General features: G+C 72.5%; 14 protein-coding genes and 1 pseudogene. 6 read left to right on the top strand and 9 right to left on the bottom strand.

All coding sequences use genetic code 11. The features are described from left to right. A pseudogene (locus tag ACLHRZ_RS22055) lies at positions 1 to 196 on the bottom strand (hypothetical protein); the annotation flags it as partial. A 46-nt stretch (positions 197 to 242) separates the two neighbouring features. Between ACLHRZ_RS22055 and ACLHRZ_RS22050 the strand changes: the two are divergent. Further along, positions 243 to 1,154: a glutaminase gene (locus tag ACLHRZ_RS22050; protein ID WP_490420210.1), complete on the top strand. Its 912-nt coding sequence runs from the start codon at positions 243 to 245 to the stop codon at positions 1,152 to 1,154. Between the two features lie 186 nt (positions 1,155 to 1,340). Then, on the top strand, positions 1,341 to 1,562 hold the full coding sequence (locus ACLHRZ_RS22045) for a hypothetical protein (RefSeq protein ID WP_490420209.1): 222 nt from the start codon (positions 1,341 to 1,343) through the stop codon (positions 1,560 to 1,562). 10 nt (positions 1,563 to 1,572) lie between these two features. Here the strand turns inward: ACLHRZ_RS22045 and ACLHRZ_RS22040 are convergent, their stop codons facing one another. Together ACLHRZ_RS22040 and tatA are read right to left on the bottom strand one after the other, a co-directional pair. Continuing rightward, a complete protein-coding gene (locus ACLHRZ_RS22040) occupies positions 1,573 to 2,511 on the bottom strand; it encodes a beta-ketoacyl-ACP synthase III (protein ID WP_490420208.1) in 939 nt (312 codons plus the stop codon). A 258-nt stretch (positions 2,512 to 2,769) separates the two neighbouring features. After that, the gene (gene tatA / locus ACLHRZ_RS22035; RefSeq protein WP_490420207.1) at positions 2,770 to 3,036 is read right to left on the bottom strand and encodes a Sec-independent protein translocase subunit TatA; all 267 of its coding nucleotides are present in this window, start codon (positions 3,034 to 3,036) and stop codon (positions 2,770 to 2,772) included. Positions 3,037 to 3,195: 159 nt separating this feature from the next. Between tatA and ACLHRZ_RS22030 the strand changes: the two genes are divergently transcribed. Then, on the top strand, positions 3,196 to 4,698 hold the full coding sequence (locus ACLHRZ_RS22030) for an LCP family protein (protein ID WP_490420206.1): 1,503 nt from the start codon (positions 3,196 to 3,198) through the stop codon (positions 4,696 to 4,698). A 96-nt stretch (positions 4,699 to 4,794) separates the two neighbouring features. Next, the gene (locus ACLHRZ_RS22025) at positions 4,795 to 6,159 is read left to right on the top strand and encodes a hypothetical protein (protein WP_490420205.1); all 1,365 of its coding nucleotides are present in this window, start codon (positions 4,795 to 4,797) and stop codon (positions 6,157 to 6,159) included. A 120-nt stretch (positions 6,160 to 6,279) separates the two neighbouring features. Here the strand turns inward: ACLHRZ_RS22025 and mgtA are convergent, their stop codons facing one another. From mgtA to ACLHRZ_RS22005, 4 genes are all read right to left on the bottom strand, one after another. Next, complete coding sequence (gene mgtA / locus ACLHRZ_RS22020; RefSeq protein WP_490420204.1) at positions 6,280 to 8,883, bottom strand: magnesium-translocating P-type ATPase; 2,604 nt, start codon at positions 8,881 to 8,883, stop codon at positions 6,280 to 6,282. Continuing rightward, on the bottom strand, positions 8,867 to 9,235 hold the full coding sequence (locus ACLHRZ_RS22015; protein WP_490420227.1) for an ArsR/SmtB family transcription factor: 369 nt from the start codon (positions 9,233 to 9,235) through the stop codon (positions 8,867 to 8,869). Before ACLHRZ_RS22015 ends, mgtA begins: the two co-directional genes overlap by 17 nt. 155 nt (positions 9,236 to 9,390) lie before the next feature. Next, positions 9,391 to 10,116, bottom strand: coding sequence for a VC0807 family protein (locus tag ACLHRZ_RS22010; RefSeq protein ID WP_490420203.1), 726 nt, complete (start codon positions 10,114 to 10,116; stop codon positions 9,391 to 9,393). Between the two features lie 116 nt (positions 10,117 to 10,232). Beyond that, the gene (locus tag ACLHRZ_RS22005) at positions 10,233 to 10,715 is read right to left on the bottom strand and encodes a MarR family winged helix-turn-helix transcriptional regulator (protein WP_490420202.1); all 483 of its coding nucleotides are present in this window, start codon (positions 10,713 to 10,715) and stop codon (positions 10,233 to 10,235) included. Positions 10,716 to 10,780: 65 nt separating this feature from the next. On the opposite strand from ACLHRZ_RS22005, the gene ACLHRZ_RS22000 reads away from it, so the two are divergent. Next, entirely contained in the window at positions 10,781 to 11,728 is a 948-nt protein-coding gene (locus ACLHRZ_RS22000; RefSeq protein ID WP_490420201.1) for an amidohydrolase family protein, read from the top strand. A 57-nt stretch (positions 11,729 to 11,785) separates the two neighbouring features. Here the strand turns inward: ACLHRZ_RS22000 and sodN are convergent, their stop codons facing one another. Next, positions 11,786 to 12,181, bottom strand: a complete 396-nt coding sequence (gene sodN / locus ACLHRZ_RS21995) for a superoxide dismutase, Ni (protein ID WP_490420200.1) — start codon at positions 12,179 to 12,181, stop codon at positions 11,786 to 11,788. Between the two features lie 143 nt (positions 12,182 to 12,324). On the opposite strand from sodN, the gene sodX reads away from it, so the two are divergent. Further along, complete coding sequence (gene sodX / locus ACLHRZ_RS21990; RefSeq protein WP_490420226.1) at positions 12,325 to 12,795, top strand: nickel-type superoxide dismutase maturation protease; 471 nt, start codon at positions 12,325 to 12,327, stop codon at positions 12,793 to 12,795. Here sodX and ACLHRZ_RS21985 read toward each other — a convergent pair. After that, a complete protein-coding gene (locus ACLHRZ_RS21985; protein ID WP_490420199.1) occupies positions 12,681 to 13,328 on the bottom strand; it encodes a CGNR zinc finger domain-containing protein in 648 nt (215 codons plus the stop codon). The genes sodX and ACLHRZ_RS21985 overlap by 115 nt on opposite strands. Between the last annotated feature and the right edge of the window lie 123 nt (positions 13,329 to 13,451).

The raw sequence follows: 13,451 nt of genomic DNA, 5'->3' as shown, positions 1-13,451 counted from the left end.
CGTCACCGCGCCAGTCCCCGACCCTATTGTTGCCCGGAAGGTCCGGGTGTATCAGGTCGTCCCGCTTGAGCAGCAGACGCAGCCCGCGCCGGGCGAACCGCTCGTCGGACACCTCGGCGAGCGGCGACGGCAGCATGGGCCGGAGGGCGGCGAGTCCGGCCGCGCCGGGGGGATTGTCGCTGGTCACGTCACCCATTTTGTACGCTGGCCCGGCCAGCGAGGAGAAACAGGAAGCGCATCACGTGGACTACCAGGCCGTACTTGAGGAAGTTGCCGACTTCGCGCGGCCGCTGGTCGGCCGGGGACAGGTCGCCGACTACATCCCGGCGCTCGCTGAGGTGGACATCAACCACTTCGGCATGGCGGTCGCCGACGTCGACGGCGGCGTGTACGGCGTGGGGGACTGGGAACGGCCGTTCTCCGTCCAGTCCATCTCCAAGGCCTTCGGCCTCGCGCTGGTGCTCGCCGAGGGCGGCGAGAAGATCTGGGAGCGCGTGGGCACCGAGCCGTCCGGCAACCCGTTCAACTCGCTGGTGCAGCTGGAGTACGAGAACGGGATCCCGCGGAACCCGTTCATCAACGCCGGTGCGCTCGTCGTCACCGACCGGCTGCAGACGCTGACCGGCGACGCGAGCACCACGATGCTGGAGTTCCTGCGCGCCGAGAGCGGCAACCCGGACGTCTCCTTCGATCCGGCGGTGGCCAAGTCCGAGACCGAGCACGGCGACCGCAACGCGGCGCTGGCCCACTTCATGGCCAGCTACGGCAACCTCGACAACCCCGTGCCGACGGTCCTGGAGCACTACTTCTGGCAGTGCTCGATCCGGATGAGCTGCAGCGACCTCGCCCGCGCGGGCAGCTTCCTGGCCCGGCACGGCCTGCGCGCCGACGCCTCGCGGCTGCTGCCGCGCCGCGAGGCGAAGCAGATCAACGCCGTGATGCTCACGTGCGGCACGTACGACGCGGCCGGCGACTTCGCCTACCGGGTGGGCCTGCCCGGCAAGAGCGGCGTGGGCGGCGGCATCGTGGCGGTGATACCGGGACGCTGCACGCTGTGCGTCTGGAGCCCGGGGCTGGACGCACGGGGCAACTCGGTGGCGGGCGTGGCGGCCCTGGACCATTTCACGACGCTGACGGGCTGGTCGGTGTTCTGAGCGCTCCACGGGGGGCGCAGTGCGTCAGCTGCGGGTTCGTCGTGGCTTGTCGCGCAGTTCCCCGCGCCCCTTACGGGGCACGGGGCTGTTGTATTGTGCGGCTCCGCCGCGTGGGCGTGACCAGCCACGACCGGCCCGCACCCGCCCAAGTGGCGCCCGCACGGGCCGCACCTCATCGTGGTCCTCATGGAGCACGAACTCCGAGCCGAGTACATGGACGGCCGCGCCGCAGCGGACCCGTTGGCCGAGGTCAAGGTCTGGCACGTGGTCCGGCAGGAGGAATCGACCGCGATGTGCGGCCGCGAGCTGGAGTCGGCCGCCGCGGTCCGCTCAGCGGACGACTGGGGGACGCCGGACGTCCCCATCTGTCACGCGTGCGGTGCCCTCTACCTGCGGGAAGCGCCGTAGGCGGATACGGCTACGGGCACTCCACGACCATCCCCGCATACGACAGGTTCCCGCCGAACCCGAACAGCAGGACCGGCGCGCCGGGCTCCACCCGGCCGGAGGCCACCAGCTTCGAGAGGGCGAGCGGGATGCTCGCCGCCGACGTGTTGCCGGACTCCGTCACGTCCGTGGCGATCACGGCGTTCACCGCGCCGATCCGGCGCGCCACCGGCTCGATGATGCGCAGGTTCGCCTGGTGCAGGACCACCGCCGCCAGGTCCTCCGGCCGCACCCCGGCCCGTTCGCACGCACTGCGGGCGATCGGCGGGAGGGTCGTGGTGGCCCAGCGGTAGACGGACTGGCCCTCCTGGGCGAAGCGCGACGGGGTGCCCTCGATGCGCACCGCGTGGCCCATCCCGGGGAGCGAGCCCCACACCACCGGGCCGATGCCGGGTTCGGGGGAGGCGGTGACCACGGCCGCCCCGGCGCCGTCGCCGACCAGGACGCACGTGGTGCGGTCCGTCCAGTCCGTCACGTCGCTGAACTTCTCCACGCCCACGACCAGGGCGTTGGTCGCCGCCCCGGCGCGGATCGCGTGGTCGGCCTGGGCGAGGGCGTGCGTGAAGCCGGCGCAGACGACGTTGACGTCCAGGACCGCGGGGGCGGCGAGGCCCAGCGCCGCGGCGACCCGCGCCGCCGTGTTGGGGCTGCGGTCGACGGCGGTGCACGTGGCGACGAGGACGAGGTCGACGGCCTCCGGCGCGAGGCCGCTGTTGGCGAGGGCCTTGGCGGCGGCCTGGGTGGCCATCGAGGCGACCGTCTCGTCGGCCGCGGCGATGCGGCGCGTCCGGATGCCCACCCGGGAGCTGATCCACTCGTCGCTGGTGTCGACCAGGGTGGCGAGCTCGTCGTTGGTGAGCACCCGGGACGGCTGGTAGTGCCCCATGGCCAGTACACGAGACCCGGACATGACGGTTCCTCCTGCGCGCAGCGGGTGGTGCGGGGTGACCAGTCTCGACGCTTCCTGTCCCGTTCCCGGTGCGTGATCCGCCAATGTTGTGCCGGAACTACTGTCGCAACCCGATCACCGGGCCGGTCACCTGCACCGCTGCCGCGTCGGGGCGACGGCATGCGTGAAAGCCCGCGGTGTGCCGCCTCCCGGTGCGGGCCGGGACGGTCGTCCGGCCTCCAGGAGGCTCACCACGGGCTGGGGTCCCCGAGGGGTCGGCTACCGCGCGTTCTCTGCGGTGCTGCCGTTGGGGGAGGAGGGGTGCACGATGCCGGTCACCGGGGCGGCGGCGGTGTCGCTCGCGGCGCCCGTGTTCGCGGGTGCGGTGCCGCCCTCGTCCTTCATCGCCTTGGCCTCGCTCTTGAGGATGCGCATGGACTTGCCCAGCGCGCGGGCGGTGTCGGGCAGCTTCTTCGACCCGAACAGGACGACAACCACGAGCACGACCACCAGGAGGTGCCAGGGTTCCAGGGCGTTGCGCAGCATGGCCGCCCACCTCTCTTTCCGCTTGCTCCGGCTCGGATGCCATAACAGCTTTCCCCACCATACTTGCTAGATTGCGCAAATGGACAACCAAAGGCCATGGCCAATCGTCTAACCGGGCGTGAACAAACGGGCGGCCGGGGACTGGAGCGAGGCGCGCATATGAGTGGCAAGCGGGGCAAGCGTCCCGAGGGATCGCCCTCGGGGAAGCCCGCGAAGCGCGGAAAACTGCGGGGGGTCACCATTGTCGCCGTGGCCTTCCTGGTACTGCTGACCGCCGGTGCGGGCTGGCTGTACCTGAAGTTCGACGGCAGCATCAACACCTTCGGCGCCGACGGTCTCTCCAAGAACCGCCCCCCGGCCAACGCCGCCGGGCAGAACGTCCTGGTGATCGGTTCGGACTCGCGCGCGGGCGGCAACGCCAAGCTGGGCGGCGGCACGGGCGACGTGGGCCGCTCGGACACCGCGTTCATCCTGCACGTCTACGGCGACGGGAAGCATGCGATCGGGATCTCCATACCCCGGGACAGCCTTGTGGACATACCCCCGTGCAAGCTCCCCAGCGGCAGCTGGACGTCCGGGGAGCAGCACGCGATGTTCAACTCGGCCTTCTCCGTGGGCGACACCGCCAAGGGCAACCCCGCCTGCACCCAGAACACCGTCGAGCAGCTGACCGGGCTGCGCGTGGACCACACCGTCGTGGTCGACTTCTCGGGCTTCTCCGCGATGACCTCCGCCGTGGGCGGCGTCGAGGTCTGCGTCCCCAAGGACCTCTACGAGGGCGACCTCAACCCCAACCTCGGCTCGCGCGGCGAGCTGATCTTCCCTAAGGGGCCGCAGAAGGTCTCCGGGCAGAAGGCGCTGGACTACGTCCGAGTGCGGCACGGCATAGGCGACGGCTCCGACATCGGGCGCATCCAGCGCCAGCAGGCCTTCGTCTCCTCGATGATCAAGAAGGTCAAGTCGCAGGGCCTCGACCCCACCACGCTGCTGCCGCTGGCCGACGCCGCCACCAAGTCGATGACCGTCGACCCCGGGCTCGGCAGCGCCGACAAGATGATCTCCTTCGCGATGGCGATGAAGAACATCGACCTGCACAACATCAAGTTCGTCACGATGCCCTGGGAGTACGACGGCGCCCGCGTCGCCGTGAAGCAGCCCGACGCGGGCGCCCTGTGGGCCTCCCTCAGGGCCGACCGGACCATCGACGGCAAGGACGCCGCCGGCAAGGACGGCCACGGCTCCGAGCCCTCGGCATCCTCCTCGGCGGCCGTTGACGGCGCCGGCGTCAAGGTCTCCGTCGCCAACGGCACCACGGTCGCCGGCCTCGGCGCCCGCGCCGCCGGACTGCTCCAGGAGCACGGCTACACCGTCACCGGCACCGCGAACTCCCGGCTGCGCGGCGAGGCCACCACCGTGATCGAGTTCGGGCCGGGCGAGGCGGACCACGCCGGGACCCTCGCGAAGCTCTTCCCCGGCTCGTACGTCCGGGGCGCCTCCGCGAGCGGGATCTCGGTCACCCTCGGCAAGGACTACGCGGACGCCCCCGCGGGCGGCCCGGGCCCGGCGGCCTCGGCCTCCACCCCGGACGCGGTGTCCTCGGAGGTCGCGGGCAAGGCCCGCTCGGCCGACGACGACCCCTGTGCGAATCTCTCCTACGGATGAGCCGGGTGAGGAACCTCGTGCCCGGTCGGCCCGTTTTGTTGGTAAGCGAAGAGTAAAGCCATGATCACCATGAGCCCTTCCTGGAGGAGCAACGCCATGTCCGCCACTCCCCGGGCGCTGGCAAGGCCGCTGACGGCCCTGGTCATCGCCCTGCTCGCGTTGGCAGGCGCGGCGTCGTACGCTCCTGCCGCGCATGCCGACACCGGCACGGCCACCGGCCTGAAGGCCGCGGCCGAGAGCTTGAAGAAGAGCCCGGTCTACGTCGACCCGCGGGCGAGCTCACAGCTCTCCGACGCCGACGCCAAGGACCTCGCGAAGAAGATCCAGGACGCGGGCAAGCCCGTGTTCGTCGCGGTGCTGCCCAACGCGCCCGAGTACCCCCAGCAGACGATCCTGAAGAACCTGCGCACCCTCGTCGGCATCAGCGGCGTCTACGCCGTCCACCTCGGCGACAAGTTCAACGCCGACGCGGACCACAAGGTGATGTCGCAGAACTCCGTCCGCAACCTGGTCGGCGCCGTCAGGGCGGAGGGCGGTGACGCCAAGACCGTGGTCAACAACTTCGTCGACCAGGCCGACAAGCAGGCCAAGGGGCACACCCCCGGCTCCTGGGGCGACTCGGGCGGCAGCGGTGCCGCCACCACGGGGCTGCTCGTGATCGGCGGCGTCGTCGTGGCCGGCGGCGCCGGCGGCTACGCGCTCTACCGGCGCAACAAGAAGAGGCGCGAGGAGCGCGAGCGCGCCGAGCTGCAGGCGCTGCGCGTCGTCGTCGACGAGGACATCACCGCCTTCGGCGAGGAGCTCGACCGGCTGGACTTCAAGCCGTCCGAGCCCGGCGCCACCGACGAGATGCGCCACGACTACGAGCAGGCCCTCGACGCCTACGAGGAGGCGAAGACCCGGATCGCCGCGGCCGCCAGGCCGCAGGAGGTCACGGGCGTCACCGACTCCCTCGACAAGGGCCGCTTCGCCCTGGCCACCCTCGCCGCCCGCCGCACCGGGGCCCCGCTGCCCGAGCGCCGGATGCCCTGCTTCTTCGACCCGCGGCACGGGATGTCCGTCCAGGACGTGGCCTGGGCCCCGCCGGGCGGCGCGATGCGCACCGTGCCCGCCTGCGCGGCGGACTCGGCCCGGCTGGCCGACGGGCAGGAGCCGATGTCCCGCACCGTCCAGACCGAGCACGGCCCCCAGCCGTACTGGAACGCCGGACCGGCGTACGGGCCCTGGGCCGGCGGCTACTTCGGCGGCGGCATGCTGCCGGGGCTGCTCGCGGGCACGCTGCTGGGCAGCATGCTGAGCGGCCCGTCCGCCTGGGCGGCGGAGCCGTCCTTCGATCCCGGCGTCGACGGGGGCGACTTCTCCGGCTCGGACTTCAACCCGAGCGACTTCGGTGGCGGCGGCTGGGGCGACGGCGGCGGCGACTTCGGAGGCGGGGGCGACTTCGGGGGCGGCGACTGGTAGACCGGCTTCGCCGGAACACAGCCCCGCACCCCGTAACCGGAACACAGCCCCGCACCCCGTAAGGGGTGCGGGGCTGTGCCTGTACGCGGCGGAGCCGCACAATGTCACCGCCCCGCGCCCCTACGGGGCGCGGTCGAACCGTGCCCGCGCCGCCGCGAGGCCACCGGCGTACAGCGCCAGCACCACCGCCAGCAGCGCGTAGTACATCGCCGGCAGCACCGCCATCTCCAGCAGCGGCCCCGCCGGGGACAGCGGCAGCAGCAGCCCCACCACCGCCAGGCCGGCCGTCGCCCACCGGATCGGCCCGGGCGTGCCGCCCTCCGCGAGCTGCCGCCCGGACCGCAGGAGCAGCATCACCATCGCCTGCGTCAGCAGGTTCTCCGTGAACCACCCGGCGTGGAACGCCTCCTGGCCGTCCTCGCCCAGCGAGTGCACGGCCAGCATCAGCACCCCGAAGGTGGCCAGGTCGGCGGCCGCGTTCAGCAGGCCGAAGCCCGTGACGAAGCGCAGCAGCGCGCGCGGGCGCAGCACCACCGGGCGGTTGTGGGCGCCGGGGTCGGGGCGGTCGAAGGCGAGGGCCAGCTGGGCCGCGTCGAAGCACAGGTTCTGCACCAGCACCTGGGCCGGCAGCATCGGCAGGAACGGCAGCATCAGCCCGGCCACCAGCATCGCGATGACGTTGCCGACGTTCGACGACAGGGTGATCCGCAGATAGGCCGCGATGTTGGAGGTGCTGCGCCGCCCGGCGACGATGGCCCGGTCCAGGGCGGTGAGGTCCTTCGAGGCGAGCACGACGTCCGCCGCTTCGCGCGCCACGTCGACCCCGTCGCGCGGGCAGATCCCCACGTCGGCGGCGTGCAGCGCGGCCAGGTCGTTGACCCCGTCGCCCAGGAACCCGACGGTGTGCCCGCCGGAGCGCAGCGCCAGGACGATGCGGGCCTTGTGCTCGGGGGTGCAACGCGCGAAGACGGTCGTCCCGGCGGCCAGTTCGTTCAGCTCCTCCTCGCTCGTGAGGGCGTCGATGCGGTCGGCGGTGACGGGCACGCCGGGGTCGCCGCCCAGTTCGCGGCAGACCCGGGCGGCGGTGCCCGGGTGGTCGCCGGTGAGGAGCTTCACGGCGACGCCGCCGCGCGCGAGCTCGGCGATGGCCTCGGCGGCGGTCGGGGCGAGCGCGTCGCGCAGCCCGACGAAGCCCGTGAACGTCAGGCCGCGCTCGTCGGCGTGGGTGTACGGGCCGGGGCGCGCGGGCCGTTCGGCGACGGCCACGGCCAGCACCCGCAGCCCGTCGGCGGCCAGGGCGGCGGCGCGGCCGGCCAGGCGTTCCCGCTCCGCGTCGTCGAGGGTGCAGCGGTCCAGGACGTCCTCGGGGGAGCCCTTGACCACCAGGGTGTGGGTGTTCGCGAGGGCGAACCGGGAGTCGCCGGGCAGCTGGACGACGGCGGTGGAGATCCTGCGGCCCGGGCCGCAGGGCAGCGAGACGACGCCGTCGTAGTCGTCGAACGACCCCGGGCACGCCGCCCCGCCCGTCTCCTCGTCGGCGTCCAGCAGCGCTTCGTCCAGGGCGTCGGGGACGGGCACCTCGGCCAGGTGCAGGGTCCACAGGGCGTTGACCGCGGCCCAGCGCAGCACGGCCGGGTCGGGGTCGCCGCCGGCGTCCACCGAGCACTCGACGACCGGGCGGTCCTGGGTGAGGGTGCCGGTCTTGTCCACGCAGAGCACGTCGACCGCGCCGAGGTCGTGCAGCGCGGGCAGCCGCCGGACGATCACCTCGCTGTCGCGGGCGAGCAGCGCGGCGCCGCGCGCCAGTGCGGACGTGACGATGACGGGCAGCATCTCGGGCGTGAGCCCGACCGCCACCGCGACGGCGAACGGCAGCGTCTCCAGCCCGCGGCCGCGCAGCAGGGCGCTCGCGATCAGCACGAGCGGGGCGGTGAGCAGCATGAACCGGATGAGGGTCCAGGCGATCCCGTTCACGGACCGGTCGAACGGCCCGCGCGGTGTGTGCGCCCGCAACGACGATCCGGCCAGGGCGCCGGAGAGCAGGGTGTCGCGGCCGGTGGCGACGACGACGCCGCTGGCGCTGCCGGAGACGACGCTGCTGCCCTGGAAGCACAGGTGCCGGCGGTCGTCCGGGGCGCCCGCGTTCCCCGGGGCGATCTTGTCGACCGGCGCCGACTCGCCGGTCAGGGCGGCCTCGTGGACGGTCAGGCCAGTCGTGCGCAGCAGCCGCAGGTCGGCCGGGACCAGGTCGCCGGGGGAGAGGAGCACCAGGTCGCCGGGGACGAGCTGGTCGACCGGTACCTCGCGGGCCGCCGGGGGCGAGGTCTCCGTCGGCCGGCGGCGGACGGTGGCCGTGGTGGCGACGAGCTCGCGCAGGCCGGCCGCCGAGCGGTCGGCGCGGTGCTCGCCCGTCGCGCGCAGCACGCAGCTGACCACCACCAGCACGACGATGACGCAGGTCGTGGCCCAGCTCGCGAGCACGGCCGAGACCAGGCCGAGGCAGACGAGGACGGCGGTGAAGGGGTCGCGCAGACTGTGCGCGAAGCGCAGCGGCAGGGGCTCCGGACGGCGGCCGGGGAAGACGTTCTCCCCGTGCCGCAGGAGCCGTTCCTCCGCCTCCGCCTCGACCAGCCCGCGCGGCCCGCTCTCCAGCGCGCGCAGGACCTCCAGGTTCGTACCGCCGCCCCCTGCGGCCGTACGGGAGTCCTCAGGCGCCCAGGCCACGGAGGCGTCCGGACACGGATGCGGCGCCGGTCTCCGGCTCGCGGGAGGCCAGCTGCTTCAGCATGAGCCGGACCATGGCGACGACATGGGGGTCGTCCACCAGGTAGACCACCCGGCGCCCCTCGCGCCGGGAACGCACCAGGCCGCCCAGCTTGAGCTTGGCCAGATGCTGGCTGATCGCGGGCAGCGCACCGCCGACCCGCTCGGCCAGCCCGCTCACATCGCTCTCGCCCTGGGCCAGGGCCCAGACCAGGTGCAGCCGGGCGGAGGAGGCGAGCAGCCCGAAGGCGGCGGCGGCCTCGGCCAGCAGGTCGGCCGAGGGGTCGGCCGGGGGGTCGGTCTGTTCGGCCAGGTCGGCGAAACCGGCGGGGTCGTAGGAGTCGTAAGGGCCGTACGGGTCGCCGAAGGACCCTTCGATGCTTTCGAAGTTCCCGACGCCTGCCGTCACGATCCCTCTCCCGTCGTCCCCGCGCCGGGCGCCTGTCGTGCGCCCGGGAAGTCACCAGTCTAGGCAACCGGGAGAAGTCGGGCGGGGTGCGGCACCGTGGCCTCTTCCTCCACCATCCGCTCGATCGGTGCGGCGGCCGCCCCGCCGGCGACGATCATCGCCGTCACCATGCCGACCCCGAAGATCACGTTGCCCAGCCAGGCCATCGTGTCGGGGGCCAGGGTGTACGCGCCGACGATGCGCACGACGGCCTCGGTCAGCAGCACTCCGCCCCAGATCGCCGAGAACCGCCGCTCCAGCCCGCGGAACCGCGCGGACCCCGCGGACAGCCGCTCCCAGGCGGCATCCTTGGCCGCCGACCCCTTGGTGGCGAACGGCTTGAGTCCCGCACTCATCAACGGCCGCCCGGCGAAGGCGGCCCCGAGCACCACGAGCCCGAACACCCCGGTTCCGGCACTGTCCTTGGCGAGCATCAGCCGGACGTCACCGGCGACCGTGCTGAGCAGCACCCCGGCGATGTTGAGGACGAGCATCACCGCGGCGAGCCCGTTCAGCTTCCGCTCCTTCGCGATGCCCCACACGGTGCGGGCGAGCGGAACGACACCGCTCCACGCGAGCGCGGCCATCGTGCTCATGCCGCAGCCCCGGGTGAGCACGTAGTACGCGACCGTGGGAATGCCGGCGTCCACGATCAGCGGCTTGAGGCTCTGCAGCAGGGCGTTGCGCTGGGCGGCGGCTTCGTCGGCGGGCGTGGTGGCCGTGGCGGTGGCCGTGGTCTGGCTCATGGTCGGAATCCCCCGTTGCGTGATGCTGTGCACCGTGTCCTTCGGATGCGTTCAGCTTCGCGGGCGGGGCGGGGCCGGGGGCAGTGTGGGCTGTCCACGGCTCCACGTGACTTTTGTCAGGTGCCCGCGCCCGGAAGTCGGTCCGACGCGTCGATGATCCCGGCCAGGCGGTGCAGTTGCTGTGCCAGATGCAGCCGCTCCTCCGCGGTGAAGGCCGCATAGCCGAGCGCCTGCCGCTCGCGCCGCTGGGCGCGCAACTCCCCGAGCTGCTCGGCCCCTTGGGGGGTGAGGGCGATGAGGACGCGGCGCTCGTCCTCGGGGGAGCGCCGCCGGGTGACGACGCCCTTGGTCTCCAGCTGCTGCAGCATCCGCGTGGCCGTCGGGACGCTGACGTTCGCCCCGGCGGCCAGGTGGCCGACCGGCAGGGCGGGGTCGCCGAGGAGCGGTTCGAGCATGGCCTGCTGGGCCAGGGACAGGCCGCCGGTCCGGTCCGCGGCGGCCGAGCGGGCCCGGCGCATGGCGAGGAAGAGGGCGTCGGCCGCCTGGGCCAGCTCCTCGACGCCGGCGTCCCGATCCGCGTGCTTGTCTCCATTCCGCATGGCTGTTAGCTTACTAAAGATGTACTTAGCAAGCTAACTAACTAAGTAATGAGAGGCCGGAGACGATGGACACCCCCGCCCGCATCGACGTCCACGAGCACGTGATCCCGCCCGCCTACCGGCAGCTGCTGGCCGGCCGCGGCCTCGACTCCGGCGGCTGGCCGCTCCCGGTCTGGAGCAAGGAGAGCGCCGTCGCGATGATGGACGCCCAGGGCATCGCCACCGGTGTCGTCTCCGTCAGCGCCCCCGGCGTGCACTTCGGCGACGACACCGAGGCCCGCGCCCTGGCCCGTCAGGTCAACGAGTACGCCGCCGAGGCGGTCAAGGACCGTCCCGACCGTTTCGGGCTGTTCGCCAGCATCCCGCTGCCCGACGTGGACGGCGCCATGGCCGAGGCCGCGTACGCGTTGGACGAGCTGCACGCCGACGGCGTCGTCCTGATGGCCAACGCCCACGGCCGCTACCTCGGCGACCCGGCCTTCGAGCCGCTGTGGACCGAACTCGACGCCCGCGGCGCCGTGGTCTTCGTCCACCCCGCCGAGCTGCAGATGCCGATGATCCCGGGCATCCCCGCCCCCGTCGTCGACTTCACCTTCGACACCACCCGCACTGCGGTCCACATGGCCCTCAACGGCGTCATGTCCCGTCACATCCGGATGAAGGTGATCCTCTCCCACGCCGGCGGCTTCCTGCCCTACGTCGCCCACCGGGTGGCGGTCGCAGCGAGCCTGGCGCGGCCCGAACAGAGCACCGTCGACGCCGTCCTGACGGACCTCAAGCGCTTCTACTTCGACACGGCCCTGTCCGGCAGCCCCACCGCACTCCCGTCCCTCCTGGCCTTCGCCGAGCCCGGCCACGTCCTCTACGGCAGCGACTGGCCGTTCGCCCCGGCCGAGGCGGGCGCGTACTTCAACGGCCACCTGGACGGTTACGAGGGGTGGCGGGCGGGCGAGCTCGACGCCGTCGGGCGGGGCAATGCGGAGGTTCTCTTTCCGCGGCTGGCGCGGGCATGAGAACGCCCCCGGTGCACCGCAGTGCACCGGGGGCGGGACCGAGCCACCGCGAAGGCGTCAGGCCTTCTTGGTCTCCCAGAAGATCCTGTCGATCTCCGCGATGAGCTCCAGCGCCTTCTCGCCCGTCTTCGGGTCCGTCGACGCCTTGGCGGCGCTCAGGGCCTTGAGGGTGTCGTTGACCAGCTGGTGCAGCTGGGGGTACTTCTCGAAGTGCGGGGGCTTGAAGTAGTCGCTCCAGAGCACCGAGATGTGGTGCTTGGCCAGCTCCGCGCGCTGCTCCTTGATGACGGTGGCGCGGGCGCGGAAGTGGGGGTCCTCGTTGGCCTGGTACTTCTCCTGGACGGCCTTGACCGACTCGGCCTCGATGCGGGCCTGGGCCGGGTCGTACACGCCGCAGGGGAGGTCGCAGTGTGCGCTGACCTTCACCTTGGGGGCGAACAGGCGGGAAAGCATGTGCTGTCCTTCCTCGTGATCGTCTTCTCGGGTGCGAGATTACTCGGTGCGGGAAGGCTTTTCCCGGGCGGCCCGGGGGGATTGGGTCAAAAGGCCGGTGCCGGTCTGGGACCGTGGACGGAGAGGACGACGGAGGTGCCGTGGTGCAGGTGCGACTGGACGAGCGCGGGCAGGAGCTGGAGCGCGAGCGTCGCGGGCTGCTGCGGATCGGGCTGGCCGAGGTCTACAACCCGTCGATGGTGCCGACGCTGAACCCTGGAGACCAGCTGCTCGTGCAGTACGGGGCGGCCGTGCGGCCGGGGGACGTGGTGGTGCTGCGGCACCCGTTCCGGCAGGACCTGCTGATCGTCAAGCGCGCCGTGGAGCGGCGCGCGGGCGGCTGGTGGGTGACCGGGGACAACCCGCTGGTGGAGAACGACAGCCGGGAGTTCGGGGCGGTGCCGGAGGAGCTCGTGGTGGCCCGGGCCCGGCTGCGGCTGCGCCGGCCGCCGGAGCGGGGTCAGCGGTCGGTGCGGGCCTGGGTGCGCTGGGCGGTCTCGGCGGTGCGGCCGCTGCGGGGGGCGCCGGGCGCGCTCTCCGAGCGGGCGTTCTCCAGGCGCTTGCGGGCCCGGTAGGCGGCCACGTTCGCGCGGGTGGCGCAGCGGTCCGAGCAGTAGCGGCGGGAGCGGTTGGTGGAGGTGTCGAGGTAGGCGTTGCGGCAGGGCGCGGCGCGGCAGATGCCGAGCCGGTCGACGCCCAGCTCGGTGAGGTGGACGGCCAGGCCCATGCAGGCGGTCGCGGTGTACGAGGCGCCGGCGCTGGCCGCGTGGTCGGCGATGTGCATGTGCCACTTGGGGCGGCCGTCCTCGTCGCGCTGCTCGTGGCCGGAGATCTGCGGGCTGACGGGGAACTCCATCATCAGCGCGTTGAGCAGGTCCACCGCACGGACCTCGTCGCCCTCGTCCGCCGCCTCGAAGACGGCGCGCAGCCGGACCCGTACCGCGCGCAGCCGGGTCAGGTCGCCGTCGGTCAGCCGACGGGCCATCTGGGTGCTGGAGCCGCAGAGTTCGCGGACGGCGTCGAGCGAGGTGAGGGCATCCGTACCGCGTGCGGGCTCTTCGGTGTTGACCAGCCGCACGGCGTAGTCCGAGTAATAAGCCAGTTCCACTTGTGGTCCTTACGCGGCGAGGTCTAGGGTGCGGGGCATCGATCGGTAATGGCCGGTTCTGCTTCGAGGGTATTACACGCGTTTTCCTTGTACAGGGCCCGGCCCGTAGGCATGTGCGACATG

The organism is Streptomyces sp. AM25, from assembly GCF_058146165.1.
This window is presented reverse-complemented; position numbering and strand designations above follow the sequence as displayed.

Bases quoted from the DNA above. Each gene is read 5' to 3' on its own strand.
- ACLHRZ_RS22045 (WP_490420209.1), top strand. From the start codon at position 1,341: ATGGAGCACGAACTCCGAGCCGAGTACATGGACGGCCGCGCCGCAGCG.
- ACLHRZ_RS22040 (WP_490420208.1), bottom strand. From the start codon at position 2,511: ATGTCCGGGTCTCGTGTACTGGCCATGGGGCACTACCAGCCGTCCCGG.
- tatA (WP_490420207.1), bottom strand. From the start codon at position 3,036: ATGCTGCGCAACGCCCTGGAACCCTGGCACCTCCTGGTGGTCGTGCTC.
- ACLHRZ_RS22030 (WP_490420206.1), top strand. From the start codon at position 3,196: ATGAGTGGCAAGCGGGGCAAGCGTCCCGAGGGATCGCCCTCGGGGAAG.
- ACLHRZ_RS22025 (WP_490420205.1), top strand. From the start codon at position 4,795: ATGTCCGCCACTCCCCGGGCGCTGGCAAGGCCGCTGACGGCCCTGGTC.
- ACLHRZ_RS22010 (WP_490420203.1), bottom strand. From the start codon at position 10,116: ATGAGCCAGACCACGGCCACCGCCACGGCCACCACGCCCGCCGACGAA.
- ACLHRZ_RS22005 (WP_490420202.1), bottom strand. From the start codon at position 10,715: ATGCGGAATGGAGACAAGCACGCGGATCGGGACGCCGGCGTCGAGGAG.
- ACLHRZ_RS22000 (WP_490420201.1), top strand. From the start codon at position 10,781: ATGGACACCCCCGCCCGCATCGACGTCCACGAGCACGTGATCCCGCCC.
- sodN (WP_490420200.1), bottom strand. From the start codon at position 12,181: ATGCTTTCCCGCCTGTTCGCCCCCAAGGTGAAGGTCAGCGCACACTGC.